This window comes from Kineosporia succinea, from assembly GCF_030811555.1.
Lineage (GTDB): Bacteria > Actinomycetota > Actinomycetes > Actinomycetales > Kineosporiaceae > Kineosporia > Kineosporia succinea.
The window spans coordinates 1,636,264-1,657,432 of the sequence record NZ_JAUSQZ010000001.1; the positions used below are offsets into that span (position 1 = coordinate 1,636,264).

General features: G+C 69.8%; 18 protein-coding genes and 1 riboswitch. Of the genes, 3 read left to right on the plus strand and 15 right to left on the minus strand.

The genetic code is table 11. The annotated features are described in order from the left end of the window. Positions 1-12: 12 nt before the first annotated feature. Complete coding sequence (locus tag J2S57_RS07295) at positions 13-1,602, plus strand: Lcl domain-containing protein (RefSeq protein WP_307239758.1); 1,590 nt, start codon at positions 13-15, stop codon at positions 1,600-1,602. On the opposite strand, the gene J2S57_RS07300 is transcribed toward J2S57_RS07295, so the two are convergent. From J2S57_RS07300 to J2S57_RS07325, 6 genes are all read right to left on the minus strand, one after another. Beyond that, positions 1,595-2,734 (minus strand): cytochrome P450 family protein, encoded by a 1,140-nt coding sequence (locus tag J2S57_RS07300; protein ID WP_370882590.1) that lies wholly within the window; start codon positions 2,732-2,734, stop codon positions 1,595-1,597. The genes J2S57_RS07295 and J2S57_RS07300 overlap by 8 nt on opposite strands. Positions 2,735-2,932: 198 nt before the next feature. Continuing rightward, entirely contained in the window at positions 2,933-4,198 is a 1,266-nt protein-coding gene (locus J2S57_RS07305; protein WP_307239762.1) for a cytochrome P450 family protein, read from the minus strand. Next, positions 4,195-4,815: a GTP-binding protein gene (locus J2S57_RS07310; protein ID WP_307239764.1), complete on the minus strand. Its 621-nt coding sequence runs from the start codon at positions 4,813-4,815 to the stop codon at positions 4,195-4,197. The genes J2S57_RS07305 and J2S57_RS07310 overlap by 4 nt, the downstream gene beginning before the upstream one ends. Further along, positions 4,793-5,161 carry a DUF742 domain-containing protein gene (locus J2S57_RS07315; RefSeq protein WP_307239766.1) on the minus strand — a complete coding sequence of 123 codons (369 nt, stop codon included), beginning with the start codon at positions 5,159-5,161 and terminating at the stop codon, positions 4,793-4,795. The genes J2S57_RS07310 and J2S57_RS07315 overlap by 23 nt, the downstream gene beginning before the upstream one ends. Then, positions 5,158-5,574 carry a roadblock/LC7 domain-containing protein gene (locus tag J2S57_RS07320; protein ID WP_307239768.1) on the minus strand — a complete coding sequence of 139 codons (417 nt, stop codon included), beginning with the start codon at positions 5,572-5,574 and terminating at the stop codon, positions 5,158-5,160. The genes J2S57_RS07315 and J2S57_RS07320 overlap by 4 nt, the downstream gene beginning before the upstream one ends. Further along, complete coding sequence (locus J2S57_RS07325) at positions 5,571-7,055, minus strand: ATP-binding protein (RefSeq protein WP_307239770.1); 1,485 nt, start codon at positions 7,053-7,055, stop codon at positions 5,571-5,573. Before J2S57_RS07325 ends, J2S57_RS07320 begins: the two co-directional genes overlap by 4 nt. A 222-nt stretch (positions 7,056-7,277) precedes the next feature. Between J2S57_RS07325 and J2S57_RS07330 the strand changes: the two genes are divergently transcribed. Further along, positions 7,278-7,646 carry an RNA-binding S4 domain-containing protein gene (locus J2S57_RS07330; protein WP_307239772.1) on the plus strand — a complete coding sequence of 123 codons (369 nt, stop codon included), beginning with the start codon at positions 7,278-7,280 and terminating at the stop codon, positions 7,644-7,646. A 458-nt stretch (positions 7,647-8,104) separates the two neighbouring features. Continuing rightward, complete coding sequence (locus tag J2S57_RS07335; protein ID WP_307239774.1) at positions 8,105-9,667, plus strand: methyl-accepting chemotaxis protein; 1,563 nt, start codon at positions 8,105-8,107, stop codon at positions 9,665-9,667. A gap of 259 nt (positions 9,668-9,926) precedes the next feature. Here J2S57_RS07335 and J2S57_RS07340 read toward each other — a convergent pair whose 3' ends face one another. The 9 genes from J2S57_RS07340 to J2S57_RS07380 all read right to left on the minus strand — a co-directional run bounded on the left by J2S57_RS07340 (position 9,927) and on the right by J2S57_RS07380 (position 21,129). Beyond that, positions 9,927-11,003, minus strand: a complete 1,077-nt coding sequence (locus J2S57_RS07340) for a LacI family DNA-binding transcriptional regulator (protein WP_370882444.1) — start codon at positions 11,001-11,003, stop codon at positions 9,927-9,929. 130 nt (positions 11,004-11,133) lie between these two features. Next, the gene (gene mmsB / locus J2S57_RS07345; RefSeq protein ID WP_370882591.1) at positions 11,134-12,417 is read right to left on the minus strand and encodes a multiple monosaccharide ABC transporter permease; all 1,284 of its coding nucleotides are present in this window, start codon (positions 12,415-12,417) and stop codon (positions 11,134-11,136) included. Positions 12,418-12,722: 305 nt separating this feature from the next. Beyond that, on the minus strand, positions 12,723-14,258 hold the full coding sequence (mmsA, locus tag J2S57_RS07350; RefSeq protein ID WP_307239780.1) for a multiple monosaccharide ABC transporter ATP-binding protein: 1,536 nt from the start codon (positions 14,256-14,258) through the stop codon (positions 12,723-12,725). A 98-nt stretch (positions 14,259-14,356) separates the two neighbouring features. Next, complete coding sequence (gene chvE / locus J2S57_RS07355) at positions 14,357-15,481, minus strand: multiple monosaccharide ABC transporter substrate-binding protein (RefSeq protein ID WP_307239783.1); 1,125 nt, start codon at positions 15,479-15,481, stop codon at positions 14,357-14,359. Between the two features lie 73 nt (positions 15,482-15,554). Then, positions 15,555-17,060 (minus strand): L-arabinose isomerase, encoded by a 1,506-nt coding sequence (gene araA / locus J2S57_RS07360; RefSeq protein ID WP_307239785.1) that lies wholly within the window; start codon positions 17,058-17,060, stop codon positions 15,555-15,557. A gap of 27 nt (positions 17,061-17,087) precedes the next feature. Then, a complete protein-coding gene (locus J2S57_RS07365) occupies positions 17,088-17,762 on the minus strand; it encodes an L-ribulose-5-phosphate 4-epimerase (protein WP_307239788.1) in 675 nt (224 codons plus the stop codon). A 621-nt stretch (positions 17,763-18,383) separates the two neighbouring features. Continuing rightward, a complete protein-coding gene (locus J2S57_RS07370) occupies positions 18,384-18,698 on the minus strand; it encodes a DMT family transporter (RefSeq protein WP_307239790.1) in 315 nt (104 codons plus the stop codon). Between the two features lie 10 nt (positions 18,699-18,708). Then, positions 18,709-18,773, minus strand: a riboswitch (guanidine-III (ykkC-III) riboswitch). A gap of 104 nt (positions 18,774-18,877) precedes the next feature. Then, positions 18,878-19,807, minus strand: a complete 930-nt coding sequence (locus tag J2S57_RS07375; RefSeq protein WP_307239791.1) for a ribokinase — start codon at positions 19,805-19,807, stop codon at positions 18,878-18,880. Between the two features lie 104 nt (positions 19,808-19,911). After that, a complete protein-coding gene (locus J2S57_RS07380) occupies positions 19,912-21,129 on the minus strand; it encodes an MFS transporter (protein ID WP_307239793.1) in 1,218 nt (405 codons plus the stop codon). Positions 21,130-21,169: the final 40 nt, after the last annotated feature.

Genomic DNA, 21,169 nt, shown 5'->3' on the forward strand with positions numbered 1-21,169 from the left:
GAAGGAAGCCTGATGCAAGAGGACGAACCGGGCCTGGTGCGTGAAGCGCGGGCCGGCGATCACGACGCTCTGCGTGAGCTCCTGGCCCGGTACGTTCCCCTGGTCTACAACCTCGCCGGCCGGGCCGTGAGCCACCCGGCCGCCGTGGACGAGGTCACCCAGCGGGTTCTGCTCGAGGTCGCGCGGGACCTGCCCGGGCCCGGAGAGTTCCGGGCCCGGCTCGTCGAGATCACGGCGCAGCACATCGACGACCATTTCCGCCGCCCGGCCGGCGGGGCACCCCGGGACGACGAGAACGGCCTCGACTTCGAGGAACTCGCCGTGCTCTGGCTCGATCTCCGGGGGCAGCACCGCGACCTGGTGCGGGCCGGGCACTGGGTCGACCCGGAACACCGCGCGCTGCTGGCGCTCTGGTGGGAGGAGTGTGCCGGGCGCATCACCCGCCGCGAGATCGCCACCGCGCTGGAGCTCGGCGAGGCCGGCACCGCGATGCGCCTGCAGCGCATGCGGGAGCAGCTCGAGCAGTGCCGGCTGGCGGTCGCCGCGCTCGACCGGCGTCCGCCGTGCGCCGGGCTCTCGGCCGTGGTGGGCGGGTCGGTCGGCTCGAACGGTCGGGACGGTTCGAGCGGCTGGGACGGCTCGAACGGCCGGGACGGCTCGAACGGCTGGGACGGTGAACCGACCCCGTTGTGGCGTCAGCGGATCACCGAGCACGTGCGCACCTGTGTGGTGTGCCTGCGGGAGTCCGGCGACCAGCTGCCGGCCCCGCGCCTGATCTCCGGGATGCAGCTGCTGCCGCTGCCCACGGCCCTCATCGCGGCGCTGTCGGCCCAGGGGCTACTCACGGCCGAGCAGTGGGAGGAGACCGAGCCCACCTCCCCCGAGTCCACCCCCACGACGGACGAGCCCGCCCGCAGCACCTGGCACACCGTGCGGTGGGCCGGGCGGGTGGCGACGGTGACCACGGCCGCCACGCTGATGCTGTTCGCGGGCGGTTTCGTCTACGACGTCAGTCAGACGCCCCAGATCCGGCACGAGCGCGACACCTCAGCCCTGAGCGCCTCCCTGGCCAGCCCCGCCCCCTCGGAATCCAGCCCCGGCACCTCGGAAACCGGCCCCGCCCCCTCGGAAACCAGCCCCGGCACCTCGGACATCAGCCCGGCCACCTCGACCACACCCCCTGAGGCGACCGGACCGGCCGCGTCGACCGACGCGTCCTCAAGCCCCGACTGCACCGGAAACCCGGGCTACGAAGCCCGCCCCGGCGGCATCGTGTTCGCCACCGCGAACTGCCTGGTCTGGCAGCGGGCCACCGCGGCCAACGCCTACAGCTTCGCGCACGCCCAGATCTACTGCGCCGGGCTGGATCTCGGCGACCGGACGTGGCGGGTGCCGACCAGGGAGGAAGCAGTCACCCTGATCGGCACCGGCGCGATCGACACCGCCGCGTTCCCCGACACCCCGGCCGGATCGTTCTGGACATCGACCGCCCACGGCTCGAAACAGGCCCATGCCGTGGACCTTTCCGCCGGTCGGGAGGAGTCCCCCGCCGACCGGAACAGCAGGTTCGCCGTGCGATGCGTGTCGGGCCGCGCTACTTGAGCCGGACCGGCAGGGTCGAGGAGCTGTTCGAGAACAGCGACGGGATCGGCACCAGGTCGTCTTCGTCGACGGCCAGCTCGATGCCGGGGTAGCGGTCGAAAACGGCCGGGATGGCGATGTTTCCCTCCATCCGACCCAGGGCCGCCCCCACGCAGATGTGCGGCCCGGCCCCGAAGGCCAGGTTCTTGCGCTGCGTGCGGGTGATGTCGAAGCTCTCGGCGTCGTCGCCGTGCTGCTTCTTCTCCCGGCCCACGGCACTGTACGGCGCCATGATCGCCTCGCCCTTGGGGATCGTGACCCCGGCGATCACCACGTCCTCCAGCGGGTAGCGGAACGGGAAGTTGCCGATCGGGGCGTCCCAGCGAAGGGTCTCCTCGACCACGCCCGCCCAGGTCGAAGCGTCTCCGGTGACGGCGATCTCGCGCTGGTCGGGGTGGGTGCACAGGGCCCGCACGGCGTTGGTGATCAGGGCGACCGTGGTTTCCTGACCGGCGCCGAGCATGATCAGCAGGGTGCCGACCAGCTCTTCCTCGCTGACCGACTCCGGGTCTTCCTCGTGCGCCGCGATCAGGGCGCTGGTGAGGTCGGGGCCCGGGTTGTCGCGGCGGTACTGCACCTGGTTGGCCAGCAACTGGTAGAGGCCCATCTGGTTGGCCAGGACCTCCTCCGGGGTGAGGTCGGACCGGAAGACGTTGTCCATGAACGCCTTCAGATCGGCCCGGGACTCCTCGGGCAGGCCCAGCAGCTCGCTGATGACCAGCACCGGCACCACGTCGGAGTAGTACTTGCGGAAGTCGACCACCCCGTCGGAGTCGGCGTGGCCGGGCAACGCGTCGAGCAGTTCACCGACGATCTGCTCCACCCGGGGACGCAGCGCCTCGACCCGGCGCGGCGTCAGGGTGCCGGTGACGAGCCGGCGCAGGCGGCGGTGCTCCGAACCGTCGGCGGTGAGCATGTTCGTCACCTTGACCATGCCGATGAGCGGCCAGTCGTCACCCACGTGGCCCGACTTGATGTCGTTCCAGTTCTGCCAGTTCTTGCTCATGCGCGGGTCGTTGACCAGCTCGTTGAGCAGCGCGTGGTCGGTGATGCTCCAGGCGGTCACGTCACCGGGGAGCTTGACCCGGACCACCGGGCCGAGCTCGCGCAGCCGAGCGGCCTCGCCCTGGTGGTCACGTCCGGCCGGATCTAGTTCGACGAGAGGGGTTTCGGACACAACGGCCTCCTGGCAGGGGGATCTTCTGTGAGGGTCAGGCTCTTCCGTGAGACTGATCAGGGGCTTCGGTTCTGACTTGTGGGGTTCCGGACGCGGGGACCGGCCTTCGGGGAGTCAGGCGCGGGTCTCGGGGGTGGCCGGCTCGACCGTGGAGAACTCGACCGGCAGCGCCGTCGGCACCCGGGTCCAGGGCGAGGGGAACCAGGTCAGGTCCTCGGCGGGCACGCTCAGGCGCAGGTCGGGCAGCAGGTTCAGCACGGTGCCGACCGCGGTGCGCACGATCACCCGGGCGGGCACCCGGGCCGGGCAGGAGTGCGGCCCGGCGGCGAAGGCCAGGTGCGCGCGGTTGCCCGGCTCGGCGATCGGCCCGTTGCCGGTCTGCATCATCGGGTCGTCGACCACGGCGCCCAGCCCCAGCACCAGCACGTCGCCCTTGCGGATCTTCTGGCCGCCGAGCTCGGTGTCCTGCAACGCGTACCGGGCCGGCATGACGTTCATCGGGGGTTCGCGCCACAGCGCCTCGTCGAGGGCGTCGTCCACGCCGAGGCTGCCCCCGCGCAGCTGCCCGGAGAACCGCGGGTCGGTCATCAGGAGCCGCAGCGTGTGCGCGATCCACGAGGTCATCGTCTCGTTGCCGGCGCCGATCAACGGCACCAGCGTCTGCACCCGCTCCTCGAGGCTGTTCAGCGACTCGTGGCGCACGATCACACTGGTGACGTCCTTGCGGCCGCCGTCGTGCTCGCGGCTGAGCACCAGGTCGACCAGGATCTGGTCGAACGCGCGGTCACCGGCCTGCGAGTTCTCCTGGCTGCCGAACAGCGCGATCAGGGCGCGGCGCAGCTCCTGGCCGCCCTCGCGGTCCAGCCCGAACAGGCTGGCGAGGGCGAGAGTGGGGATCACCTGGGCGTACTCGGCGATCAGGTCGGCGCTCCCGCGCCCGGAGAAGGCGGCGATCAGGTCGGTGCAGATCTCCTCGATCTCGCGGCGCACGGCCCGCTGGTCGATGCCGGCGATCGCCTCGTCGACCGGGCGGCGCAGGCGGCGGTGCTCCTCGCCGTCGGCCTGGAAGACGTTGGGGCGCCAGCCCATCATCGGCAGCAGACCCGAGTCGGGCGCCACCAGGCCGTCGTTCAGGTCACGCCAGTTGCGGGCGTCGTGGCCGAAGAGCCGCTCGTCACGCGTGACGCTCAGCAGCTCGCGGTAGCCCATCACCAGCCAGGCCTCCACGCCCGGCTCGAGCTCGACCTTGACCACGGGACCGTGGTTCTCGCGCAGCTCCCGGAAGACCACCCGGTGGTCGGGGGCGCCGGTGGCGTCGATGAGGGGCATGCCCGCGTGGCTCTGGTGGGCCGGGCAGCCCGGGGGCGGGGTCTGGGTCACGAGGCGAACTCCCGGTGCGAACGCGGGTCGTGGTGGGCGACGTACTCGACCAGGGCGAGCAGGGCGTTGGCGGACGACTTCCGCTGCCGTGCGTCGAAGTCGACGATCGGGGTGTCGGGCAGCAGGTCGAGTGCGCCGCGCACCTCCTCGAGCCCGACGTCGGGGCTGTCGGGGAACCGGTTGACCGCCACCGCGAACGGCAGGTCGCGTTCCTCGAGCTGCTCCAGCACGTCGAAACTCTGCTCCAGGCGCCGCAGGTCGACCAGCACCAGCACGCCGATCGCGCCGACGGCCAGGTCGGTCCAGAGGTCCCAGAACCGGCGCTGGCCGGGCGCGCCGAACAGGTAGAGCACCAGCTCGGAGTTGATCGTGATCCGGCCGAAGTCCATCGCCACGGTGGTGGTGCGCTTGTCGCTGTTGCGGCTCAGTTCGTCCACACCGACGCTGGCCTCGGTCATCACCTCCTCGGTGCGCAGCGGGGTGATCTCGCTGACCGAGCCGACGAGGGTGGTCTTGCCGACACCGAACGCGCCGACGACCAGGATCTTGGCCGAGCGGGTGACCGTGTCGGGGAGGTAGACGGGAGTTGGACGGTCAGCGGATCCCGCGGAGTCCATGCAGCACCTCCTGCAGGAGCTGGGAGTCGGGGGCGGCCTGCTTGGGCGTACCCGAGCGGGCCGTGAGGTAGCCGGCGTCGATCAGGTCGGAGGCGAGCACTCCGACCAGGCTCACCGGCAGGTCGAGATGGGCCGAGGCCTCGGCCAGGGAGAGCAGGTGGGCGCACATGGCCACCAGCGCGCGTTCTTCCCGGGTGGCCGTGACCGGCAGTTCCCGGGTGGCGTCGGGAGCGATCAGCAGGGTCTCCACCCCGACCGTGTTACGGCTGGCCCGGGCCCGGCCGCGGGTGATGACGTAAGGGCGCAGGGCCCGCGCCGAGAAGTCTGGTTCCCCAGACCTCGTCACTGGACAGGGTCCTGCCGGGCCGGACTGCTGAGGTTGGCGGCGCCGATCTTCAGCACCTGGGCCTGCATCGCGCGCGCCACCTGACGGGGGTCGACCACGGGGTCGGCGACGACGGCCAGGTGGGCACCGTCGGCGCTGCGCAGGAACAGGAAACCGCCGTCGAACTCGATCATCTGGTGCCGCACGGCACCGTCGCCGGTGCCGAACTCCTGCCCCAGGGCGCGCCCCAGGGACTGCAGTCCGGAGCAGGTGGCGGCGAGCCGTTCGGCGCGGTCGCGGCCGAGGCCGGGCGAGCCGGCCAGGAGCAGTCCGTCAACACTGAAGACGACGACGTCGCGGACGCCGGGAACGACGCTCACCTCGGCGATCATCCAGCCCCGGTCGTGCTGGCCGTTGTTCTGCGAGTCGCTCATCCCTGGGCGGCGTCCTTCCGGGAGGTCGAGGGAGGACCCTCGAGTTCGTTCGTGGTCGTGGTGTTCTCCGAATCAGGGTCTTCGGGCTGAGGGGTCACCGGGATCGGCTGGGAACCCTCGAAGAACCGCTCCATCCAGTCGCCGGCGGCATCCGGGGCGACGGCGGGAGCAGTGGGCACCACCGGCCGGGGTCGGCCGGCCGGGGTGCCTGAGTCAGTGGTGTCGTTGTCACGACGCCGGGCCGAACGCCGTTGCGGCAGACGGATCTCCGAGCCGTCGAGACCGGCCGGGGGCGTGAGGTCGGCGGGCGGCGCGACCCGGGTGTCGATGGTGCGGGCCACCGGTTCGGGCCGCGGTTCGGGCTTCTCGGGTTCCGTGCGGGGAACCGACGCCGGGGCCGGCAGGTCGACCGTCTCCACCAGAGCGTCGGGCACCAGCACCACGGCCCGCACCCCGCCGTAGGGCGAGAGCCCCAGGTCGACGGTGAGCCCGTGACGCCGGGCGAAGCGCCCGACCACGGCGAAGCCGGTCTGCGGGATCTCACCGACGTCACCCACGCCGAGCAGGCGGCGGCCGGAGACGATCTCGCGGGCCTCGGCCAGCCGGTACTCGTCGAGACCGAAACCGCTGTCGTCGATCTCGATCACGGCGCCGCGCTGCACGCCGCGCACCGACACGGCGACCGGGGTGGAGGGTGCCGAGTACTCGGTGGCGTTGGCCAGCAGCTCGGCCACCAGGTGGATCAGCGGCTCGACCACCGACGGCATCGCGGCCACGGTCTGGTCGCCGGTGACCTGCACCCGGCTGAAGGCGACGATCCGGCCGGAGGCCGCGCGCACCACGTCGACCAGGGCCAGCGCGGCGGGCCACTGCTGGCCGGGCCACTCGTCGCACAGCACCTTCACGCTCTGCGCGTGCCGGGCCTGCTGGGTGGCGGCGTGGTCGACGCGCATCGTGGTCTCGAGCAGGTCGGGATCACCCGGGTTGCGCTCGGCCAGGCCGCTCATCGCCTGCTGGATGCGGTGGGCCGAGGTCTGCACGCGACCGGCCAGCTCGACCAGGGCCAGGCGGCGCGACTCCTCGCGGTCGATCAGCGCGGTGGTGACCTGGGAGAGCAGCTCGTCGAGAGCGGCGGCCGACTCCGGGGGCAGGTCGGTGGGGTACTGGGCGCCGGGCACCGGGCTCCCGGCCAGGGCAGCGGGCAGCCGGACCTTCACCAGATGCTCGAGCTCGAGCTGGATCTGGTCGCGCGCCGACTCCAGTTCGGCGAGGCGGGGGTCGGGAGCCAGGGCCGGCCGGGGGGTGTGATGCTCAGCCGGCCGGGGCGCGTGCTGTTCAGCCGGCCGAGGCGCGTGCTGCTGCCAGACCGGGGCCGCCGGTGCGGCCGAGCGGTGACGCGCCCAGGCCGCAGCCCCGGCGACCAGCGCCCCGACCAGCCAGGGAGACGGGGAACGGCGGGGAGGCCGGGCTGAGCTCGTCAAGGGACACCCTTCACGTCGCAGGCGGGTCGGTGCATGCGTTTCACTGATCCGAGACGAATGCGGCCCTTTTAAATGACCCTTATGTTCCGTATCGGACTAATGCGCCGAAAACCTAGCACACGAGCCCTAGCGCATCCCAGGAAGCGTCGTGGGGTTTTTCATGAACTTCGTTCGCTTTTATCCCGGCGGCGACGGGAAGGACTTCCTGGTTAGGGTGGACGCATGGACGACGTGGAGGTGCGGCTGGACGTCTGGGTTTCGTCCGTGCGGCTGTTCAAGACCCGCTCGGCGGCCTCCAGCGCCTGCCGCGGCGGCCACGTGAGCGTCAACGGCAACAAGGCCAAGCCCTCCACGATGGTGCGCGTGGGCGACAAGGTCGAGTCCCTCACCCCCGGCGGCGAACGAATCACCATCGTGCGCAAGCTGATTCACAAGCGGGTGGGCGCGGCCGTGGCCGTCACCTGCTACGAGGACCTGACGCCCGCTCCCCCGCCGAAGGAGGAGATCGTGCACGTGGCGGTTCGCGACCGGGGCGCCGGGCGGCCGACCAAACGCGAACGCCGTCAACTCGACCGTTTCCGGGTCCAATAGTTCATTCGTCACTCGCCGCCGCTCGGGCGGACTGCCGCCATCACCGGCTCCGTCGATCAGCGAATGGACGACGAGCGCACCTCCGCGGCGGGCACGGCTTACGCCGTGCGAATACTGGTGGTCGGCGTGCTGCCGCTCGCCGTCGTCCGGGCCGCCCTGCCGGCCCGGTCACCTCCGCCCCGATCAGCGAGATCGCCTCCGACGTGGGGCTTGTCGTGCGGGCGACCGAGCAGACGCCGGCCGAGGCCGGGGCATCCTTCGCCCTCGACGCGTCGTCGCCGGAGCTCCGGGACGTCGTGCGGCGGTTCATCATGTGAGGTTGCGGCCCAGCTCACGTTTCTGACCGGTAGGTAATTACTCAATCGGCCGCCCGGGTGAACCGAAGCAATGGTGTCGGCTCGTCTGGAGGATCGGTGCTCAAACAGCTTCGCAGGTTCCGCATCGGAACCCGTCTCGCAGTGGCGTTCGCTGTGGTCACACTCATGCTCGCGGCGGCCTCGACGGCTGCCCTGGTGGGGCTGTCCCAGCAACGCGCCTCGGCGCAGCGGGTCGAGACCCTCAGCGAGCTCGTCCACGCGGTGGACATGGTGAGCTTCTACAACGCGGACGTGACGGGCTGGCAGACCGCCTACGCCTGGGACATCCGCAAGCCGTCGGTGGCGAACCCGCTCGCCGACGACTCACCGAACCGCGCGGGCTTCCTGGCCGACAAGGCGAAGCTGCAGGCGTTCCTGGCCTCGTTCCCCATCGGGTCGATGACCGCGGACGAGAACACCACGTTCCAGGCCATCTCCCAGGGCTGGACCGACTTCTTCGCCTCCGACGACAAGGCTTTCGCCTACTACCGGGCGGGCCGGATCACCGTGGGCGACAACGAGATCGTCAACGTCGGTTACACCATCTACGGCGAGATGCTCACGCAGACAGACGCTCTCGTGAGTTCGGTGAACGCGCGGATGGACGCCGAGCAGGACGCCGCCTCGGCCAGCGCCTCCCGGGTGCGCACCCTGGTCACGGCCGTGCTCCTGATCGCCGTGGTGCTCGCCGGCCTGCTGGCCTGGGTGGTCACGCGCAGCATCACCGGGCCGCTCGCCCACCACGTGGCCTCGCTGCGGCGGGTGGCCTCGGGCGACCTGACCGTGCGGGTCGTGCCGGAGGGCAGCGACGAGGTCACCACCGCCGACGCGGCGATGGCCGAGACCGTGGGCAACACCCGCGCCGCTGTGCAGGCCCTGACCCAGGGCTCGCACACGCTGACCTCGCTATCGGCCGACCTGGGCCGCACCGCATCGAAGCTCTCGGAGAGCAACAACGAGAGCGCGGAGCAGGCCGGGCGAGTGGCGCACGCGGCCGACGACATCTCCACCAACGTGCAGACGGTCGCGGCCGGCAGTCACGAGATGGGCCAGTCCATCCAGGAGATCGCCTCCAACGCCACCGAGGCCGCCCGCGTCGCCGCCCAGGCGGTGGGCAGCGCCGAGACGACGAGCAAGGTGGTCGGACGGCTGGGCGACGCCTCGGCCGAGATCGCGACGGTGGTGCAGGTGATCACCTCGATCGCCGAGCAGACCAACCTGCTGGCGCTCAACGCCACGATCGAGGCCGCCCGCGCCGGGGAGTCCGGCAAGGGCTTCGCGGTGGTGGCCAACGAGGTCAAGGAACTCGCCCAGGAGACGGCCAAGGCCACCGAGGACATCGTCACCAAGGTGAACGCAATCCAGTCGGACACCTCCGCCGCGGTCGCCGCGATCAGCGAGATCTCCGAGGTCATCGACCAGATCAGCACCTACCAGAACACCATCGCGGCGGCGGTCGAGGAACAGACCGCGGTGACGGCCGAGATGGCCCGCAACGTGGCCTACGCCGCCGACGGATCCGGCGAGATCGCGGCCAACGTGGGGCTCGTGGCCCGGGCGACCGAGCAGACGTCGGTCGAGCTGGCCGAGGTCGGGGCGGCCGCCGCCGCCCTCGACGCGTCGTCGCAGGGGCTGCAGGAAGTCGTGCGACGTTTCCGGGTGTGACGTCCGGAGGATGCCCGATCCGTCACGCTTTGATACGTCCATGAAGACAGGCTTGATGTCCACATAACGCTTATTGTCCGGTTCGGTCCGGTCGGGCTTACTGGAAGCGAGCCACTCGCCCCCGGCACCGTCCTCTCGGAACGGATGCCGGACGCCCCGCGGGTGGGTTGGGCGCCGAGGTGGGCAGCGGCGCACGACGACGGTGCGCGGTCCCTGCTTGACGGGGGAGGGACCGCGCCCCGATCGTCGTCCGGGCGGTTCAGCGCGGTGAGGCGCTGCTCTCCCGGATCACCAGCTCGGGAGCGATCACGGTGCGGCCGGGCTCGCCCTCGCCGGTCTCGATCTGCGCGAGCAGGGTCTTGAGACTGCGCCGGCCGACCTCCTCGAAGGGCTGCCGCACGGTGGTGAGGGGCGGGCTGAAGAACCCGGCCTCGGGGATGTCGTCGAACCCGACCACGCTGATGTCGCCGGGCAGGTCGCGACCGTTCTCGCGCAGCGCCCGCAGCACGCCGACAGCCATCGAGTCGTTGGCCACGAACACCGCGGTGACGTCACTCATGCGACTCAGGATCTGCCCCGCGTCGTAGCCGGTCGCGGCGCTCCAGTCGCCGTGCAGCAGCGGCGGCACCTCGGCCCCGACGTCTTCCAGCGCCGAGGTCCAGCCGGCCACCCGGTCCTGGGCCTCGTAGAAGTGCCCCGGGCCGGCGACGTGCCAGACCGTGCGGTGCCCGAGCCCGAGCAGGTGCTCGGTGGCCATCCGGGCCCCGGCGATCTGGTCGACCGAGATCACCGGCAGCGAGCTCTTGAGCGAGCTCTCCACCGCGACCAGGGGCAGGTGCCGCGCCATCGACGCGAGCGACTCCCCCACCGAGGTGAGCGGGGCCACCACCACGATGCCCTCGACCCCCTGACGTTCCAGGCGAGTCACCGCGCGTTCAACCGAACCACCCTCCCCACCGCCCACATTCGCGACGGTGAGGATGTAACCTTCTTCACGAGCGGCCGCTTCGACGCCGTACAGCATCGACATCGGCCCGTAGAGCGCGCCACCGATGGTGACGAGCCCGAGCACCTTGGACCTTCCGGTCACCAGGGTGCGAGCAGCTGAGTTGGGGCGATAGCCCAGTTCTTCGATGGCGGCGAGAACCACCGCACGGGTGCGGGAGCTGACGCCGTCACTGCCGTTGAGCACGCGCGAGACGGTCTGGTGAGACACCCCTGCGAGCCTGGCGACGTCATGCATCCCGGGACGTTTGCGCTGTCCCACACTTCCCGGATTGCCGGATTTCCCTGGATCGCCGCCGGCCTGGGCCGACGCCCGGGACGGAGGTGTCATGAATCTGATCCTAACGTCGCGGAATTCACGGACGGGATCAGTCCGGGGTGTCCCCCCGGCCCGGGCGCTGCCGAACAGCGTTCCGAGCCGGGGGTTCTGGTCCCGCGATGGACCGATACCGGTGAAATGTCTAGCGCGAACTGGCTCCGGCCCGGCGCTTGGTCACGACGTCGAACGCGACGGCGGCCAGCAGGACCAGACCCTTGACGAGCATGACCTGCTCGCTACCGGCGCCCAGGAGCGACATGCCGTTGTCGATGACGGCCATGATCAGACCACCGGTGATGGCACCGATGACCTTGCCGACGCCACCCTGCACGGCCGCACCACCGATGAACGCGGCGGCGATGGCGTCCAGCTCGAAGCTGTTACCGGCGGTCGGGCCGGCCAGGTTCAGGCGGCCGGAGAAGATGATGCCGGCCACGGCGGCCAGCACACCCATGTTGACGAACAGCCAGAACGTGACCTGCTTGACCTTCACACCGGAAAGCGTGGCGGCGTTGATGTTTCCGCCGATCGCGTAGATGTGACGGCCGAACACGGCCCGGTTGGTGACCAGCGTGTAGACCACGACCAGCACACCGAGCAGCACGAGCACCCAGGGCAGGTTCTTGAACCGGGCCAGCTGCACGATGACGAACATCAGCACGATCGACGGGGCGATGATCTTCGCCAGGAACAGACCGAACGGCTCCAGGCTCTGACCGAGCTTCTGGCGCGCCGCGCGGGCCCGCCACTGCGTCCAGACGATCGAGGCGACCAGGGCCACGCCGACGAGCAGCGTGATCACGTCGGCACCGCCGAGCGGGCCGAGCGCGATGTTGCCGAACCAGCCCGGGGTGAACCCGTTGGCCATGTTGCGCACGGTGTCGGGGAACGGGCCGATGCCCTGGTTGCCCAGGATGACCAGCGTGACCGCGCGGAACACGAGCATGCCGGCCAGGGTGACGATGAAGGCCGGGATGCCGAAGTAGGCCACCCAGTAGCCCTGCCAGGCGCCGATCAGACCACCCATGATCAGGGTGAGCGGGATCGCGATGGCCCAGTGCACGTCGTGGTTGACCATGAGGACGGCCGAGAAGGCGCCGGTGGCAGCGAGAACCGAACCCACCGACAGGTCGATGTGACCCGCGATGATGATCAGGATCATGCCGATCGCCAGAATGAGGATGTAGCTCTTCTGGACGATGATGTTCGACAGGTTCTGCGGCTGCAGCAGGTCGCCGCCGGTCAGCACCGCGAACAGCAGCACGATCGCCGCGAAGGCGAAGTAGATGCCGTTCTGGCGCAGGCTGCCGGCGTTGAAGGAGAAGGAGCTCTTCTTCTTCGCCGGGGCGGTCTTCGTGGCGGTCGCCGTGGCGGCCTTGGTCTCGGTGACGGTGGACGCGGTGGTCGCCGCCGCCGTCTCCGTCACGGTCTCCGTCGTCCCCGGCCCGTCGGCCTTGGCCGGCTCGTCGGCCTTGGCCGGCTCGTCCACCGCGGCGGGCTCGTCGGCCTTGGCCGGCTCGTCCACCGTGGTGACCTTGTCGGCCGGAGTGACCTTGTCGGCCGGGGTGACCTTGTCGGCCGGGGTGACCGCGGCGTCCTCGGTCTTGGGGGTCTGCGAGGTGCTGTCGGACGTCACCTCGGGGGTGGTGTCCGTGGACTCGGTGTCCTTGGGCTCCGTGTCCTTGGCATCCGTGCCGGGCGTCGAGGAGGAATCGGTCGTCGACATGTCGCTCACTCCTGCCCTCTGGTCATGTACTGCATGAGCAGCTCCTGGTTGGCTTCTTCACGAGGCACCTCACCGGTGATCCGACCCGAGGAGAGGGTGTAGATCCGGTCGCAGATGCCCAGCAGCTCAGGCAGCTCGGAGGAGATCACCAGGATCGCCTTTCCCTCCGCCGCGAGCTGGTTGATGATCTGGTAGATCTCGTACTTGGCGCCGACGTCGATACCGCGCGTCGGCTCGTCGAGGATCAGCACGTCCGGGTTGGTGTAGATCCACTTCGCCAGCACGACCTTCTGCTGGTTACCGCCGCTGAGCTTCCCGGTGATCGAGGCCACGGTGGGCGCCTTGATCCGCAGGCTCTTGCGGTACCCCTCGGCGACAGACAGCTCCTGGTTGTCGTCCACCCAGCCGCCCTTGGCCAGTTTGCCCAGGGCCGCGGCGGAGACGTTCCGCGTGATGTTGTCAATGAGGTTGAGGCCGTAGCGCTTCCGGTCCTCGGTGGCGTACGCGAGGCCGTGCTTGATGGCCTGACGAACGTTCTTCGCCTCGATCGGCTTGCCGTACTTGTACAGCTGGCCGCTGATGTTGGTGCCGTAGCTGCGGCCGAACACGCTCATCGCGAGCTCGGTGCGGCCGGCGCCCATCAGGCCCGCCAGACCGACGATCTCGCCGGCGCGCAGCGACAGGTTCGCCTCACGGATCAGGACCCGGCCGTGCTGGGTGGGGCTGTGCACGGTCCAGTTCTCGATCCGCAGCACCTCGTCACCGATGACGACGCCGGGATCCTTGTCCGGGTAGCGGTTCTCGAGAGAACGGCCGACCATGAGCGCGATGATGCGGTCCTCGGTGACCTCGTCGCGCTTCATGTGCAGGGTGTCGATCGTCTGACCGTCACGGATGATCGTGACCTGGTCGGAGATCGCCTGGATCTCGTTCAGCTTGTGCGAGATGATCACACAGGTGATGCCCTCGTCACGCAGACCGCGCAGCAGATCGAGCAGATGTGCCGAGTCGTCGTCGTTGAGCGCCGCGGTGGGCTCGTCGAGAATCAGCATGCGCACCTTCTTCGACATCGCCTTGGCGATCTCGACGAGCTGCTGCTTACCCACACCGAGTTCGATGATCTTGGTGGTGGGGTTCTCGTCCAGGCCCACGCGCTTCAGCAACTGCGCTGCGCGGTGGTTGGTCTCGTCCCAGTTGATCAGGCCACGGCTGACCGTCTCGTTGCCCAGGAAGATGTTCTCGGCGATCGAGAGCTCAGGCACCAGAGCGAGTTCCTGGTGGATGATGACGATCCCGCGCTCTTCGCTGTCGCGGATGCCGGAGAACTCGCAGGTCTTGCCGTCGAAGACGATGTCGCCCTCGTAGTCGCCGAACGGGTAGACCCCTGACAGAACCTTCATCAGGGTGGACTTCCCGGCGCCGTTCTCGCCGCAGATGGCGTGGATCTCGCCCTCGGCCACTGTGAAAGTGACGTTCTGCAGCGCCTTCACGCCCGGGAAGGTCTTGCTGATGTTACGCATTTCCAGGATGTTGCCGGGCATCGGTACTCCTCAGATGATCCCGCAAAGAGGATGCGCCGGACCGCCCACCGACCGGAGGGGATGGCTTGCGGGCGGCCCGGCAGCTAGGGGAACTCAGCTCAGCTGAGGTCCGACTCCTTGTAGTAGCCGGAGTCCACGAGAACTTCCTTGTAGTTGTCCTTGTAGACGATGACCGGCTCGAGGAGCTGGGACGGAACGACCTTCTTGCCGTTGTCGTAGTCCTCGGTGTTGTTCACCGTGACCTCTTCGCCCTTGAGCACCTTGTCGGCCATCGAGACGGCGACGTCGGCGAGCTGGCGCGTGTCCTTGTAGATCGTGGCGTACTGCTCACCCTTGATGATCGACTTGACCGACGCCTCTTCGGCGTCCTGGCCGGTCACGACCGGGATGTCGTCGCCCTTGTAACCGGCGCTGCCCAGGGCGGACAGGATGCCGATGCTCATGCCGTCGTACGGGGAAAGCACACCGTCGACCTTGGTGTCACCCTTGTACGCCTTGGTGATGACGTTCTCCATGCGGGCCTGAGCGGTCTCGGGCTTCCACTGGAGGGTGGCAACGGTCTTGAAGTCCGTCTCGCCGCTCTGGACCACGAGGGTCTTGTTGTCGAGGTACGGCTTCAGGGTGTCCATCGCGCCGTTGTAGAAGAAGGTCGCGTTGTTGTCGTCGGGCGAACCGGCGAACAGCTCGATGTTGAACGGGCCCTTGGCGTCGCCGTCGGAACCGTCCTCCTTCTTCAGGCCGAGACCGACCAGCAGCGAGGTGGCCTGCTGCACGCCGACCTTGTAGTTGTCGAAGCTGGCGTAGTAGTCGACAGCGTCGGTGTTGCGGATCAGGCGGTCGTAGGAGATGACCTTGATCCCCGCCTCCTTCGCCGCTTCGAGCTGCGTCGTCAGCGCGGTGCCGTCGATCGCGGCGACGATGAGAACGCGGGCGCCCTGAGAGATCTGGTTCTCGATCTGCTCGACCTGGGTCGGGATCTTGTCCTCGGCGTACTCGAGGCTGACCTTGTAGCCCAGCTTCTCGAGAGCAGCCTTCACGTTGTCGCCGTCGGCGATCCAGCGCTCGGACGAACGGGTCGGCATGGTCACGCCGACCAGCGAACCGGCGACGTCCTCGCCCACCTTCGGGGTGTCGTCACCGGTCTTCTCGGCCGAACCACAGGCGGCCAGGGCCGCCACCATGGTGAAGCCGGCGACGATCCGGGTAACTCTGCTGCGTTGCATTAGTTCTCTCCGGTTTCTGAGACGGCCATCCTTGGCCGCCGGGCAGTGTGTCTTACTGGGGAGGGGCAGTACGTCAGAACCCTTGAGCCAGGCGGTAGTACGCCTGGTTCCACCGCAGCTCGCGGGTGAACGACCGAAGGTCGGTCGAAGCGTCGATCAGCGCGAGCTCGGTCTGGAGCATGTCCGCCAGGTCACCGAGGTGCTCACCGGTGAGGGCGGTGGACAGCACCGTGTGGTGCGGGCCACCCGCGGTGAGCCAGGCCTCGGCGGACGTCGCCAGGTCCGGCTGGGGTTTCCAGACAGCCCGGGCGACAGGGAGTTTCGGCAGAGCTTCCTGGGGCGCGACAACCTCGACCTGGTTGGCGACGAACCGGAACCGGTCGCCCATGTCGGCGATACCGATCGTGACCGCCTCGCCCGGTGCGGCGTCGAACACCATCCGCACCGGGTCCTCGCGGTCACCGATGCCCAGCGGGTGGATCTCGATCCTCGGCTTGCCGACGGCGATGCTCGGGCAGACCTCGAGCATGTGCGCACCGAGAATCACTTCCTGGCCAGGCACCAGGTGGTAGGTGTAGTCCTCCATGAACGACGTGCCGCCGGGCAGACCGGCCGCCGTCGCCTTCAGGGTGTGGAGGAGAACAGAGGTCTTCCAGTCACCCTCGCCGCCGAAGCCGTAGCCGTCGGCCATCAGGCGCTGCACGCCCAGGCCGGGCAGCTGGCGCAGGCCGCCGAGGTCCTCGAAGTTGGTGGTGAAGGCCCCGAAACCGCCCTCGGTGAGGAAGGTCCGCAGACCGAGCTCGATGCGGGCGCCGTAGCGCAGCGAGTCGTGGCGGTCGCCACCGGCCCGCAGCTCCTCGGCCACGTCGTAGAGGTCGGCGTACTCCGTGACCAGGTCGGTGATCGCCGCGTCGTCGATCGCGTCGACGACCTCGACCAGCTCGTTGACCCCGTAGGTGTTCACCGAGACGCCGAACTTCAGCTCGGCCTCGACCTTGTCGCCCTCGGTCACGGCGACGTTGCGCATGTTGTCGCCGAACCGGGCCAGGCGCAGGGTGCGCACGGCGTGACGGCCGGCCGCGGCGCGGGCCCAGACGCCGACCTTCTGCGTGGTGCGCGGGGAGCTGACGTGACCGGCGACGGTCTTGCGGGGGACGCCGAGACGGGTCTGGATGTAACCGAACTCGCGGTCGCCGTGGGCGGCCTGGTTCAGGTTCATGAAGTCCATGTCGATCGACGCCCAGGGCAGGGCCTCGTTCGCCTGCGTGTGCAGGTGCAGCAGCGGCTTGTCCAGCGCGTCCAGGCCGGAGATCCACATCTTCGCCGGGGAGAACGTGTGCATCCAGGCGATCAGGCCGATCACGCTGTCGTCGGCGTTGGCCTCGAGCATGAGCCGGCGGATCGAGGCCGAGTCCTTGAGCACCGGCTTCCAGACGACCTCGAACGGGATCTCGTCGGAGGCGTCCAGGGCCCGGGCGATCGCCTGGGACTGGTCGGCCACCTGGGCGAGGACGTCGTCGCCGTACAGGTTCTGGCTGCCGGTGAGGAACCAGATGGTGCGGGTGGTGCTCTGCGTCATGTCGAAATCCTTAGCGGGGCCGGACGATCAGCGGCCGTAGACGTTCTGGTAGCGGTCGAAAAGGCTGTCGATCTGAGCCTGGTCGATGCGCTCCACCGGGCCGAGGGTGCGCGCGATGTGCACGGTGCGCGCGACCTCCTCGAGCATCACGGCGGCCTTGACCGCGGCCTTGGCACTGCGGCCGATGGTGAACGGGCCGTGCTGGGCCATCAGCACCGCCGGCGAGTTGTGGCCGGTCAGCGTCTCGACGATGCCCTGGCCGATCGAGTCGTCGCCGATCAGGGCGAACGGGCCGACCGGGATGTCACCGCCGAACTCGTCGGCCATCATCGTCAGCACGCACGGGATCGACTCGCGCCGGGCCGCCCAGGCGGTGGCGTAGGTGGAGTGCGTGTGCACCACACCGTTGACGTGCGCCATGTGCTTGTACACGTAGGCGTGCGCCGCGGTGTCGGACGACGGCGAGTGCTCGCCCTCCACCAGGTTCCCGTCGAGGTCGCACACCACCATGGACTCGGGGGTGAGCTCGTCGTAGCGCACACCGGACGGCTTGATCACCAGCAGGTCGGCGCCGGGCACCCGGGCCGAGACGTTGCCGGCGGTCCAGACCACCAGGCCGTTGGCCGGCAGCTCGGCGTGGAGCCGGGCCACCTCCTCACGGACGGAGGTGATCGTGGAGCGGATGTCTTCGGTGATGGTCACTGTTTCCCAGCAATCTGCCCGGCGGGCACCCGGTGCCGCTGGGCGGTCGTTCCCGTCGGGGTGACGCTGCCGAGAGTGAGGCCGGCCGGCGAGTGCCGCAGTCGTTCCACCGCCATGCCCGTCTCCCTCGACGCAGTCCCACGCAAAAATGTGAACGTTCACAACGTTCGCCGACGAGTGAGCTTCGAGCCTGTGGGACCAGGCTGTCAAGAGCCTTGTTCGGTTCTTGCGCCGAGAGTGTTTCGAGCACTGAACCCCAGTTCAGAGGGGCCAAAACTGTCTGTGCCGTAACGGACACCGCACTCTGAGCTGCGCCTTTGTGAAGGTTCACGAGACACCCGTCAGTGACGGGTTTTGGCCCTCCTGAAACGGTGGCCGTTGAGAGTGAACCGACAACGATTTGGTCACCGCACGACGAACGGTCGTCCAGGCGCGACGAACGGGCGATTTGCCCGGATCAGCGGTACCAGCTCCGCCGACGCCCCCTCCGGTCGCTACCGGTGACGGCCTCTGGACCGTGAGCGATACGGCAGGTCACCGAAGCTCCCCGGCGTCCAGGAGAGGCCATGGGCCGCGACGTGACCCGCACCGCCCGCAGACCCGTGACCGGCTGCCCGGGGCCTAGTGCGCGAGCTTCAGGCCCACGACGCCGCCCACGATCATGAGCAGCAGGGCGATCTTCAGCGCCGACACCGGCTCGTCACCGGTGATCATGGCGTAGGCGACCGTGAGCACCGCGCCGATGCCGACCCAGACCGCGTAGGACGTGCCCACCGGCAGGGTGCGCATGGCCCAGGCCAGGCCCGCCATGCTGGCCATCACGGCGACCGCGAACACGACGGTGGGAACGAGTTTCGAGAATCCCTCGGAGCGACCGAGGGCAGTGGCCCAGACGGCCTCGAGAACACCGGAGACGACGAGGACGATCCAGGACATGACGAGCCTCCTGGCGCCGTCTTGTCGCGTTCCGGGTACGGCACCCCTCGTCCGGGGGCCGCGTCGCAGCGACCCTGCTCCGAGGGTGGCAAATCCGGGGCCGGTTGTCCAGCGCCCGTTCCGCCCGCCGCAGTGCGCTTTTCGTCCCGGAGACTCCCCGGCAGCGCTGCCCGGCAGCACTACCCGGCCGGGTAGGCCTTCAGCACCTCGTCCCGGGCCGGGATCGCACTGGCCGCCCCCGGGCGCTGCACCGCGAGCGCGCTGACCGAGGTGGCGAAGCGCGCGGCCTCGACCAGGCGGGTGAGCAGGTCGCCCAGCGGCCCGGGGCCGGTGATGCCGTGCGGAGCGGTGCGGTCGAGCTCGGCCGCCAGGGCTCCGCAGAACGCGTCACCGGCGCCGGTGGTGTCGACGGCCTGCACCCGGTGGGCGGGCACCGCGACGGGTTCGGCACCACGCACCGCGATCAGCGACCCCTCGGCCCCCAGGGTCAGCACCACGGCCGGAACCCGTTCCAGCAGGCCGGAAACCAGCTCGGCGGCGGGGGCGGGAGCGCCGTTCAGGTCGGCCGCCTCGTGTTCGTTCACGATCAGGACGTCGACCAGGGCGAGCAGGGCCGGGTGCACCTCGCGGGTGGGGGCGGCGTTCAGGAGAACCAGACCGCCCGAGGCGACCGCCGCGTCCACCATCGCGCTCTCGGGAATCTCCTGCTGCATGAGCAGCACCCGGGCGGAGCCGACGATCTCGCGCTCGGATTCGGTGAGCTCGGTGATGCTCATGTTGGCGCCGGGCACCACGATGATGACGTTCTCGCCGTCGTCGCCGACCGTGATCCAGGCGGTGCCGGTGGGGACGTCGACCGTGCGGTGACGGGTCTCGACCCCCGCGCCCCGCAGCTCGGACAGCAGGCGGGCGGCCGCCGGGTCGTCACCCAGGGCCCCGACGAAAACCGTCTCCGCCCCGCTGCGTCCCGCCCCGACGGCCTGGTTGGCCCCCTTGCCGCCCGGATGCTCCGCGACGTCGGTGCCCAGGATGGTCTCGCCCGGCCCGGGGATGCGGGGCGCGCGAACCACGTGGTCGAGGTTCACACTGCCGACGACGACAACGGACATGGTCTTCCTGCCTCCTGGGTCGAAAGAAGACAGCCTAGGGTCTGGCGCTCCCGGAACGTGGTGGGCGCTCCCGGTCCCCCGGGCCGGAACCGGGGGACCGTTCGTCAGGAGCGGCGGTTCAGCACCCCGACGCCGGCCAGGAGGGCCAGGAGCACTCCGGCGAAACCGGTGAGCACGGTGGCGGTGTCGAAGCTGCGCACCGCCACCCCGATGCCCAGGGCGGGCACGATCAGCCCGAGGTAGCCGATGAGGAACAGCCCGGCCAGGGCCTCACCGCGCCGGGCCGGGGCCGCCATCGCCACCACCCGGCCGATGGCGGCCTTGAAGATGACGCCCGCCCCGATGCCGGCGAGCACCCCGCCGACCAGGAAGGCGGCCAGGGCCTCGGTGCGGACCCCCACGACCAGCACCACCAGGCCGAGCGCCTCGGCCAGCAGACCGGTCGTCATCTTCACCCGCGCAGGCAGTTTCGCGGTCAGGCTCTGCGCCGCGGCGGCCGCCCCGAAGACCGCGAACACGATCACGCCGGCCAGGGCCCGCGACGGGTGGTGCAGGGTGCCGGCCACGAATCCCGGGGCCACGCTGGTGAACAGGCCGAAGATCGAGAAGCCGGAGAACGCGGCGGCGGTGGCGGCGACGTAACCGGCCGGGTCGCCGTGGTCGGCGCTGATGCGCTGCGGGCGGTAGACCGGCTTCTCGGCGGGCGGGGTCACGGTCTCGGGGGCCGCGAGCACCGCCGCCACGGCGAGCACCAGGAGCCCGGCGAACACCAGGTACGGGGTGCGCAGCGGCGAATCCACCCACTGGGCCAGGAATCCCGCGACCAGCGGGCCGAAACCGAGGCCGCCGATGTTGGCGGCCGTGGAGACCATCTCGAACCGCTGGCCGGAGGCGCCGGGACGATGGGCGGCGTGCAGCTCGGCCAGGTGGGCGGTGGCCGTGGCGGTGATCAGGCCGACGCCCAGGCCGGTCACCAGGCGGGCGACGAGCAGCACGGTCAGGTCGGTGCTGACCAGGAAGAGCACGGCCGCGACGAGCTCGAGCCCGAGGGCGGGCACCAGCACCCGGCGGCGGCCGACCCAGTCGGAGACGTGCCCGGCGAGCAGCAGGCTGATCACCACCCCGACCGCGTAGGCGGCGAAGACCACGGTGACCATGAACGTGGAGAACCCGTCGCGGGCCATGTAGAGCGGGTAGAGCGGGGTCGGGACGGTGGAGAAGGCCATCGCGACTCCGAAGGCGAAGGCGACGAGCCAGAAACCCCGGCCGTGACGGCTCGACGTCGCCGGGCGGGCCGGCCTCGACAAGATCGTCTGGGACATGACGTGCGCTCCTTGGCTGCGATTGGTTCGGCGTCCTCAG

Coding starts and splice junctions, on each gene's coding strand:
- J2S57_RS07370 (WP_307239790.1), bottom strand. CDS start 18,698: ATGTCCTGGATCGTCCTCGTCGTCTCCGGTGTTCTCGAGGCCGTCTGG.
- J2S57_RS07380 (WP_307239793.1), bottom strand. CDS start 21,129: ATGTCCCAGACGATCTTGTCGAGGCCGGCCCGCCCGGCGACGTCGAGC.
- J2S57_RS07330 (WP_307239772.1), top strand. CDS start 7,278: ATGGACGACGTGGAGGTGCGGCTGGACGTCTGGGTTTCGTCCGTGCGG.
- araA (WP_307239785.1), bottom strand. CDS start 17,060: ATGACGCAGAGCACCACCCGCACCATCTGGTTCCTCACCGGCAGCCAG.
- J2S57_RS07340 (WP_370882444.1), bottom strand. CDS start 11,003: ATGACACCTCCGTCCCGGGCGTCGGCCCAGGCCGGCGGCGATCCAGGG.
- J2S57_RS07375 (WP_307239791.1), bottom strand. CDS start 19,807: ATGTCCGTTGTCGTCGTCGGCAGTGTGAACCTCGACCACGTGGTTCGC.
- J2S57_RS07310 (WP_307239764.1), bottom strand. CDS start 4,815: ATGGACTCCGCGGGATCCGCTGACCGTCCAACTCCCGTCTACCTCCCC.
- chvE (WP_307239783.1), bottom strand. CDS start 15,481: ATGCAACGCAGCAGAGTTACCCGGATCGTCGCCGGCTTCACCATGGTG.
- J2S57_RS07295 (WP_307239758.1), top strand. CDS start 13: ATGCAAGAGGACGAACCGGGCCTGGTGCGTGAAGCGCGGGCCGGCGAT.
- mmsA (WP_307239780.1), bottom strand. CDS start 14,258: ATGCCCGGCAACATCCTGGAAATGCGTAACATCAGCAAGACCTTCCCG.
- J2S57_RS07320 (WP_307239768.1), bottom strand. CDS start 5,574: ATGAGCGACTCGCAGAACAACGGCCAGCACGACCGGGGCTGGATGATC.